The organism is Faecalibacterium prausnitzii (assembly GCF_003324185.1).
GTDB classification, from domain to species: Bacteria; Bacillota; Clostridia; order Oscillospirales; family Ruminococcaceae; genus Faecalibacterium; species Faecalibacterium prausnitzii.
Genome location: NZ_PXUP01000040.1, coordinates 1 through 7,801, shown reverse-complemented (window position 1 = coordinate 7,801; position 7,801 = coordinate 1). Strand labels below are relative to the sequence as shown.

The following is a 7,801-nucleotide window of genomic DNA, read 5'->3' as shown; positions in this document are numbered from 1 at the left end:
TCCCCACGATGAAGCCGATTGAGCAGTAAAACGCAAAATTAAAACGCAGATACGATGAAATTTCGGACAAAATTCAAGTGGCATCTGCGGTACTACACCACAACTACACCAATTTTGGGACGTTTTCCCGAAAAGGAGCCTTACAAAGCGGTGTGGTGTAACAAGTGAATAGGCGGATTGGTGTAGTAGACAAACTACCCACAATATGATGAAAAGCAGGTACACTGTAGAAATGCGGTGTACCTGCTTTTATTTGCACAAATGTATTGACAATCATCTATGTATATGCTACACTATACGCATAGACGATTATCAATGTGAGGTGTTTCTATGAATGCTATGGATGTGGCTTTGATCTGCAAGGCGCTGGGCGATGCGAACCGGCTGGAAATCGTAAAGATGCTGTCGGACGGTGAGAAGTGCGGCTGTAAGCTGCTGGAACGGTTTGAAATTACCCAGCCGACCCTCTCTCACCACATGAAGATTCTGGTGGAATGTGGACTGGTGAACGCCCGCAAGGATGGCAAGTGGCAGCACTACTCCCTGAACTGCGAAACCCTGACCCAGTTCAAAGAATTTATAGAGGGACTGACCTGCTGCGGCTGCGGCTCTAATAGCGAAGGGGGGTGCTGCTCCTGATGGGCAAGTTTATCACCGATCAAATCCTCGGCATGAAGTGGCTGAATACGCTGATTGGAAATCTACTCGGCACATTGGGATTGGACGCAACAAGCCGAATCGGTGGGAGCATTCAGTTCTTCCTCTATGATGTGATTAAGATCACCGTGCTGCTCTGTGTGCTGATTTATCTGATCTCCTACATTCAGAGTTATTTTCCGCCGGAACGCAGTAAGAAAATTATGGGGCGGTTTCACGGTATCTGGGCAAACTGCATCGCAGCCCTGCTCGGCACGGTAACACCGTTCTGCTCCTGCTCGTCCATTCCACTGTTTATCGGATTTACCAGTGCCGGACTGCCGCTGGGTGTGACCTTCTCATTCCTGATTTCATCGCCTATGGTGGACTTGGGAAGTCTTGTTCTTCTGATGAGTATTTTCGGGGCAAAGGTTGCGATTCTCTATGTGGTGCTGGGGCTTGTGATTGCTGTGGCTGGCGGTACGCTGATTGAAAAGCTGCACATGGAAAATCAGGTGGAGGAATTTATCCGCAGGGCATCTGCCGTGGACATTGCCTCCCCAACACTGACGCAGAAGGAACGGCTAGTTTATGCCAAGGATCAGGTAGCGGAAACCTTCAAGAAGGTCTTTCCGTACATTCTCATCGGCGTAGGCATCGGGGCTGTCATTCACAACTGGATTCCCGAAAGCTGGGTTGTGGCGGTTCTTGGCAGCCATAACCCCTTCGGCGTAATATTAGCAACCATCATCGGCATTCCTATGTATGCCGATATTTTCGGAACGATTCCCATTGCTGAGGCTTTGCTTGGAAAAGGCGCACAGCTTGGTACGGTGCTTGCCTTTATGATGGGCGTCACTACGCTGTCCCTGCCGTCAATGATCATGCTGCGCAAGGCAGTTAAGCCGAAGCTGCTGGGTGTTTTTATCGCTATCTGCGCTTTGGGCATTATCGTTGTAGGCTACTTATTCAACCTGTTTCAGGGGTTCATTTTATAATTGGAGGGTATCAAAATGTCAATTTTCGGATTTGGTAAGAAAAAAGAAGAACAAAAGCAGCCTTGCTGCTGCGGCGGAAGCTGTACGCCGGAAGCAATGCAGGCGGCAGAAGCTGAAAAGAAGGAGTCCGGGATCAAAATTCTTGGGGGCGGCTGTGCCAAGTGTAATGCGCTGGAAGCGGCAACTGTAGACGCACTGCGGGAGCTTGGGATGGATACGACCATTGACCATGTGCGGGACTTTGAAAAGATCGCCGCCTATGGTGTGATGACCACCCCCGCTTTGGTGGTGGACGGTCAGGTGGTGTCCTATGGAAAGGTGCTGAAAAAGGATGAAGTCATCGTTATTTTGAAGAAGGTAAGAGCATGAGCGAACGTAACACATCCAACTTCTTTGAATTGGCGGTTGCGGTAGCTGTCGCTCTATTCGGAACGACTTCTCCTGCCGCACTTGCCACAACGGTTGGTGTATTGACCGAAGTGCCTGTGATGCTTTTCCTCGTAAAAATCGCAAACAAAACGAAAGGCAGGTTTCCCGCATGACCAAACCAAAAGTTGCATTTATCTGTGTCCATAACTCCTGCCGCAGCCAGATTGCGGAGGCATTGGGCAAAGCACTGGCGTCCGACGTGTTTGAAAGCTATTCTGCCGGAACGGAAACCAAGCCGCAAATCAATCAGGATGCCGTGCGGTTGATGAAGAAGCTTTATGGTATCGACATGGAGCAGACGCAGTATTCTAAGCTGATTTCGGATATTCCAGAACCGGATATCGCCATCTCCATGGGCTGCAATGTGGGATGTCCTTTTATTGGTAGACCATTTGATGATAACTGGGGATTGGAAGACCCGACTGGAAAAGATGATGCTGCGTTTAAGGATGTGATCATGCAGATCCATCAAAATATCATAGCATTGAAAAATCGCCTTCAAACTATATAAATCTGCTTGTCAAGAGGGCTGGCACTGTCCAGCCCTCTCTCTTTTTGCCAAAGTTTCCCTCGTTTTTTCTTGCACACTGCCGAAAGTGACGTGTTCTCAAAACTTTTTGTTGACACGGCTCGATTTTTGTGGTAATCTATCCCAACAATTGAATATAACATATTTTTACATATTCGTTCTGGCCCTGCGGGGCTGAACATTTTGGCTTTCAGCCGTTACATAACCGACTAGCATGACCTTCCAGAAAAAGCGAAGGCAGGGCTGGTCTGTTTTGTGACGGCTTTTTTGTTGCCGTTTTGCCCGTTGCACCTTGAAAACCACATGACCGTCTGCATGGGATACCCGGCGATGACCCTGAGAAGGAGAGCCGGAAAACGCCGCCGGAAGGGGGGCAGGAAAGCCATGCAGGGAGAACGGCAGGACGTTGATTTCCCAGTTGCGGAGTAAAACGATGTGATCAAAATGATCACATCGTTTTTCCGTAACGCCAAGAAAGGACGGAATGCCTATGAGTAATTTTACCCCTGCATGGTTCAAGAAAGGTTTTTTCAACGAATCCCTGTTCTGTGACGATTTTCTGAGTACCCACCAGCTGCTTTACTCGAATGGCGCATTTTTCACCCCGGATGGCCGCATGACCGATACCATGCCCCTGCGCTGCGAGATTTTCGAGATGATGCGTGAATATGTCGGGGCAAACCTTGCCAAGAAGGTCACCAATGTGGTGGATGTGCTGAAACTGGCGGCACAGGTGGAGGACTTTCCACCTGTCACCGACCGCATTGCGCTGGCAAACGGAACCCTGTATCTGGACGGCACCTTTCAGGAGGGCAAGCCGGAGATCGTCCGCAACCGGCTCCCGGTCAAATATGACCCGAAAGCTGCACAGCCCACCCATTGGCTGCGGTTCCTGTCCGACCTGCTCTACCCGGAGGACGTTCCCACGGTGCAGGAGTTCATCGGCTACTGCCTGATCCCCAGCAACAAGGGTCAGCGCATGATGGTCATCAAGGGCAGCGGCGGTGAGGGCAAGTCGCAGATCGGCGTGGTGCTGTCCCGGCTGTTCGGCTGCAACATGAAGGATGGCAGCATCGGCAAGATCTCGGAGAACCGCTTTGCCCGTGCCGACCTCGAACACACCCTGCTCTGCGTGGACGATGATATGCGGATGGAAGCCCTGCGCCAGACCAACTATGTCAAGTCCATCGTGACCGCACAGGGGCAGATGGACTTGGAGCGCAAGGGCAAGCAGAGTTATCAGGGTTGGATGTACGCCCGCCTGCTGGCGTTTAGCAATGGCGATTTGCAGGCATTGTATGACCGCTCGGACGGTTTCTATCGCCGTCAGCTCATCCTGACCACCAAGGACAAGCCCCTGTCTCGTGTGGACGACCCGGACATTGCCGAGAAGATGGCGGCAGAGGTCGAGGGCATCCTGCTGTGGGCATTTGAGGGCTTGCAGCGGCTGGTGAAGAATGGCTTCCAGTTCACCGAGAGTGACCGTGCCAAGCGCAACCGGGAACTGGTGAAGCGGGACAACAACAATGTGTTCGATTTCCTCGAATCCGAGGGCTACATCCGCCTGAAGGCGGATGCCTGCACCAGCTCGAAAGAGCTGTATGAGGTCTACAAGATGTGGTGCGAGGAGAATAGCCTGAATGCTATCAAGTCCCGTGGATTCAGCGATGCACTGATTGCCAACCAGCGCAGGTATAATCTGGAATCTACCAACAACATCGTCAATTCGTCCGGGCGGCGTGTCCGGGGCTTTGTGGGCATCGAAGCCCTTGTGCAGCCCGACCTCGCCCCCAATGGCTGGCGGGCATGACCCGCTTTTGATCCCCCCTATATGGTGCGTTTTCGGTCTTTCGCTGCGTACGTGCGTACAGAGGAAGCCACCTGTTGCGTACGCACGTACGCAGCAAAAAGCCCAAGTTCTCCTTTATAGGGTGTGTTGGCAAAGTGTCAAGTTGACGTTTTGCCAATATCAGAGGGTCAAAACGACCCTCTGAAAAACCGGACGAGCTGTCCATACGGGACAGCTTGCCCGGTGCAGGAGTGCAGAGGACGCAGTCCTTTGCCCCAGTGATATGATGCTGTGCGTCATATCCTACTGGGTATTATCTGGCGCAAAACGGCGGCAGATCCAGCAGCTTCGCTGCTGCGTTCTCCCCGCCAAGCTGTTGAAACGGAGGGATGTCTATCTGAAACTGACACGACACAACGGACGAGCCGGAACCCACGGCACCTATAACCCCAAGCACAATGACCGGAGTTTCAACCTTGCCAACAGTGAACACATCGACCCGGAACGAGCCAAGGGTAACATCTACTGGGACTGCTTCCACGGTTTCCGTTCGGCTCTCGTCCCACAAGACCCGGATGATCTGGCGGCGACCTTCTCGGATGTGGAACGTCAATTCTACGAGACCCGGTACACGGTCTTCATCGAAAGCCAGAACGAGCGCAACGCCAAGATCCGACACACAGAGCGCAACCGCTCCATTCCCGACCTACTGTCCAGCCGTAAAACCTGCCCGGAAGAGACCATTTATCAGCTGGGAACGCTGGATGAACACGCTTCGGCAGAGGACTTGCTGAGCGTCGTCACAGAGTTCATCGAGGAGTTCAAGGCCAAGTATGGCGACCACGTTCATGTGCTGGACTGGGCACTGCATCTGGACGAAAGCACACCCCACATCCACGAGCGTCATGTGTTCGACTGCGAGAACAAGTACGGCGAGGTAGCACCCCAGCAGGAAAAGGCACTGGAAGCGTTAGGTTTCGACCTGCCCGACCCGGACAAGCCTCTCAGCCGCCGCAACAATCGCAAGATCACTTTCGATGCCGCCTGCCGGAAGATGCTGTTTGAAATCGCCAAACGTCATGGGCTGGATTTGGAGGAAGAAGCGGAGTACGGCAACCGCAAGTATCTCGAAAAGCAGGACTTCATCCTTGCCAGGCAGAAGGAGCAGCTTGCCGCCCAGCAGAGCAAGCTGGACGAACTGACCCTGAAAGTTTCGGATATGGAGACCCTGCTGGAAAATGTTTCGGCTGCAGCCTATGACAAGGCGGTGGAGGTCGTGACGGACGTGGTACGCACCGAGACCCGCAAGGAAGATATGCGGATGATCGAGGACACGAAGAAGTGGGTGCTGTCCCCGGAACGCAAGGCTCCGCAGGCCACGAGAGAGTACGCCGCCCATCGGTTGGACACCGTGCTGGACAAGTTCCTCAAGACCATGCAATCCACCGCTGCCCACCTGCAGGAGAAGCTCCTGAAGCCGGAAGTCCGGCAGAAAGGCAAGGAGCAGATCAAGGAGAAAGCACGGGATTCTGTTCTGCAACTGCTGAACCGCTTACAGGCAGAACAGGCACAAAACAAACCAGCGGCACAACCCCGCACACAGGAGGGGTACTCGGAAATCTGAACCTCATCGGGAACGTTCGGAGCAGAAAGCTGGCACTTTCTGCCCCGGCACCCGGTTACAAGGAATTGGAGGTGCAAGTGAAGGAAGTTCCGATTTGGCAAAAGAGTAATCTGACCTTGGAGGAAGCGGCGGCTTACTCTGGGATCGGTATCAATAAACTGCGGACAATGACCGATAGCGATGAATGTAAGTTCGTCCTTTGGAACGGAACCAAACGGCTGATCAAACGCCGTAAGCTGGACGAATATCTGGATAAGGCATTCTCGATCTGATGCGGTTCAAAAATTGACCGTTTGATGTTGCAGGGAGTCTTGCGTCATGGTATACTCATGGCGTAAGGCTCCTTTTCAACATTCTGTGAATGAAAAGGAGAGTTTATATGCAAAGACGTAAAGATAATAAAGGCCGTGTTTTGAAGGATGGCGAGGTCTACCGCAAGAGCGACGGGCTGTATATGTACCGTTGGACTGCGAAAAATGGAAAACGCCATACCATCTATGATGCAACCTTGGAGGGGCTGCGCGAAAAGGAAGAGAAGATCCAGCACGACTTGGCAGATGGAATCCGCATCCCGGAGTGCAGCCTGACCCTGAATGACCTGTTTGAACTGTGGCGTAAGAACAAGGTGGGCTTGAAAGAGCATACCTTCGCAAATTACGTCTATATGTACAATCGGTTCGTCCGGGATGAGATCGGCATGATGAAGCTCAAGGACATTCGCAAGTCGGATATCCGCAGCTACTACAATGGCATCGTCCGCAACGGCAAGATGGCGTTGAACACGCTGGAAACCATCCAGAATGTTCTCCATCAGGTCTTTGCGGTGGCGGTGGACGATGAGTACATCCGTGTGAATCCCACGGATGGTGTCCTGACGGCCATTAAAGCCGCCCACCAGTACGAAACGCCCAAACGACACGCTCTGACCCTGCCCCAGCAGCAGGCGTTTCTGAATTTCATCAAGAAAACGCCGAAGTTCCAGCACTGGCTCCCGATGTTCACCTTCATGCTGGGTACCGGATGCCGTATCTCGGAAACGGTTGGCCTGTGCTGGAGCGACATCGACTTCGAGAGTGGGTTTATCACCATCCAGCACAATCTGGTGTACCATGACCACGAGGTGGGCGGCTGCTATTTCACCATGTCCACCCCCAAGACTGCCGCAGGCAAGCGGGCAATTCCGATCTTGCCCGAAGTGCGGAAGGCACTGGAGCAGGAACGCACCAACCAGCAGGAGCTGGAACTGGTATGCGAATACGAAATCGACGGAATCTCGGACTTCGTATTCCTGAACCGCTTCGGCCAGCCGCAGAACCCGCAGACGGTCAACCGCGCCATCAAGCGCATCAGCGTGGCACATAACGAAGCCGAGCTGGAAAAGGCCGAAAAGGAAAAACGGGAGCCGCAGCTGCTGCCGCCCTTCTCCTGCCATAATCTCCGGCACACGTTCTGCACCCGGCTGTGCGAAAATGAGACCAACCTGAAGATCATTCAGGACATCATGGGACACCGGGACATCAGCACTACGATGGAGATTTACGCAGAAGCCACCAAGGAAGCCAAAGCCCATTCCTTTGCAAATCTGAACGGTAAACTGGGCATTTCGGTCTGAAATCCACTACACCAACTACTACACCACTTTTACACCAAATTGCCGGTAAGTTGTGGAGAGTTGCGTAGGGTGACGTACGGGAGAGGGAAAAAGGAAGCCGCATGGATAGGCTTATAAAGGGAAATAAAGCCATTTGTGAGCCTTCCTTGACCTGTCCCCACGATGAAGCCGATTGAGCAGTAAA

The 7,801-nt window shown here is 52.7% G+C and carries 9 protein-coding genes and 1 pseudogene; 9 read left to right on the top strand and 1 reads right to left on the bottom strand.

Going from position 1 to position 7,801, the window contains the following annotated elements:
* Window positions 1-330 precede the first annotated feature (330 nt).
* The 5 genes and pseudogenes from C7J97_RS14295 (at window position 331) to C7J97_RS14275 (ending at window position 2,574) form a co-directional block, all read left to right on the top strand.
* Window positions 331-639, top strand: a complete 309-nt coding sequence (locus C7J97_RS14295) for an ArsR/SmtB family transcription factor (RefSeq protein WP_113993355.1) — start codon at window positions 331-333, stop codon at window positions 637-639.
* Window positions 639-1,634 (top strand): permease, encoded by a 996-nt coding sequence (locus tag C7J97_RS14290; protein ID WP_005920644.1) that lies wholly within the window; start codon window positions 639-641, stop codon window positions 1,632-1,634. Before C7J97_RS14295 ends, C7J97_RS14290 begins: the two co-directional genes overlap by 1 nt.
* Window positions 1,635-1,649: 15 nt before the next feature.
* Entirely contained in the window at window positions 1,650-2,003 is a 354-nt protein-coding gene (locus C7J97_RS14285) for a thioredoxin family protein (protein ID WP_113621413.1), read from the top strand.
* Between the two features lie 14 nt (window positions 2,004-2,017).
* Window positions 2,018-2,176 (top strand): annotated as a pseudogene (locus C7J97_RS14280) (arsenic resistance protein); the annotation flags it as partial.
* A complete protein-coding gene (locus C7J97_RS14275; RefSeq protein ID WP_113621411.1) occupies window positions 2,173-2,574 on the top strand; it encodes an arsenate reductase/protein-tyrosine-phosphatase family protein in 402 nt (133 codons plus the stop codon). The pseudogene C7J97_RS14280 and the gene C7J97_RS14275, both read left to right, overlap by 4 nt.
* A 165-nt stretch (window positions 2,575-2,739) precedes the next feature.
* Here C7J97_RS14275 and C7J97_RS15290 read toward each other — a convergent pair whose 3' ends face one another.
* On the bottom strand, window positions 2,740-3,111 hold the full coding sequence (locus tag C7J97_RS15290; protein WP_162789056.1) for a hypothetical protein: 372 nt from the start codon (window positions 3,109-3,111) through the stop codon (window positions 2,740-2,742).
* On the opposite strand from C7J97_RS15290, the gene C7J97_RS14270 reads away from it, so the two are divergent.
* The 4 genes from C7J97_RS14270 to C7J97_RS14255 all read left to right on the top strand — a co-directional run bounded on the left by C7J97_RS14270 (window position 3,083) and on the right by C7J97_RS14255 (window position 7,617).
* A complete protein-coding gene (locus C7J97_RS14270) occupies window positions 3,083-4,402 on the top strand; it encodes a DNA primase family protein (RefSeq protein ID WP_113993353.1) in 1,320 nt (439 codons plus the stop codon). The two genes, C7J97_RS15290 and C7J97_RS14270, sit on opposite strands and share 29 nt — an antisense overlap.
* A gap of 262 nt (window positions 4,403-4,664) precedes the next feature.
* Window positions 4,665-6,005, top strand: coding sequence for a plasmid recombination protein (locus tag C7J97_RS14265; protein WP_113993352.1), 1,341 nt, complete (start codon window positions 4,665-4,667; stop codon window positions 6,003-6,005).
* A gap of 77 nt (window positions 6,006-6,082) precedes the next feature.
* Window positions 6,083-6,277, top strand: a complete 195-nt coding sequence (locus C7J97_RS14260) for an excisionase (protein WP_181823405.1) — start codon at window positions 6,083-6,085, stop codon at window positions 6,275-6,277.
* Between the two features lie 107 nt (window positions 6,278-6,384).
* Window positions 6,385-7,617 carry a tyrosine-type recombinase/integrase gene (locus C7J97_RS14255; protein ID WP_044959566.1) on the top strand — a complete coding sequence of 411 codons (1,233 nt, stop codon included), beginning with the start codon at window positions 6,385-6,387 and terminating at the stop codon, window positions 7,615-7,617.
* The last annotated feature ends 184 nt before the right edge of the window (window positions 7,618-7,801 follow it).

Bases quoted from the DNA above. Each gene is read 5' to 3' on its own strand.
- C7J97_RS14295 (WP_113993355.1), top strand. From the start codon at position 331: ATGAATGCTATGGATGTGGCTTTGATCTGCAAGGCGCTGGGCGATGCG.
- C7J97_RS14290 (WP_005920644.1), top strand. From the start codon at position 639: ATGGGCAAGTTTATCACCGATCAAATCCTCGGCATGAAGTGGCTGAAT.
- C7J97_RS14285 (WP_113621413.1), top strand. From the start codon at position 1,650: ATGTCAATTTTCGGATTTGGTAAGAAAAAAGAAGAACAAAAGCAGCCT.
- C7J97_RS14275 (WP_113621411.1), top strand. From the start codon at position 2,173: ATGACCAAACCAAAAGTTGCATTTATCTGTGTCCATAACTCCTGCCGC.
- C7J97_RS14270 (WP_113993353.1), top strand. From the start codon at position 3,083: ATGAGTAATTTTACCCCTGCATGGTTCAAGAAAGGTTTTTTCAACGAA.
- C7J97_RS14265 (WP_113993352.1), top strand. From the start codon at position 4,665: ATGATGCTGTGCGTCATATCCTACTGGGTATTATCTGGCGCAAAACGG.
- C7J97_RS14255 (WP_044959566.1), top strand. From the start codon at position 6,385: ATGCAAAGACGTAAAGATAATAAAGGCCGTGTTTTGAAGGATGGCGAG.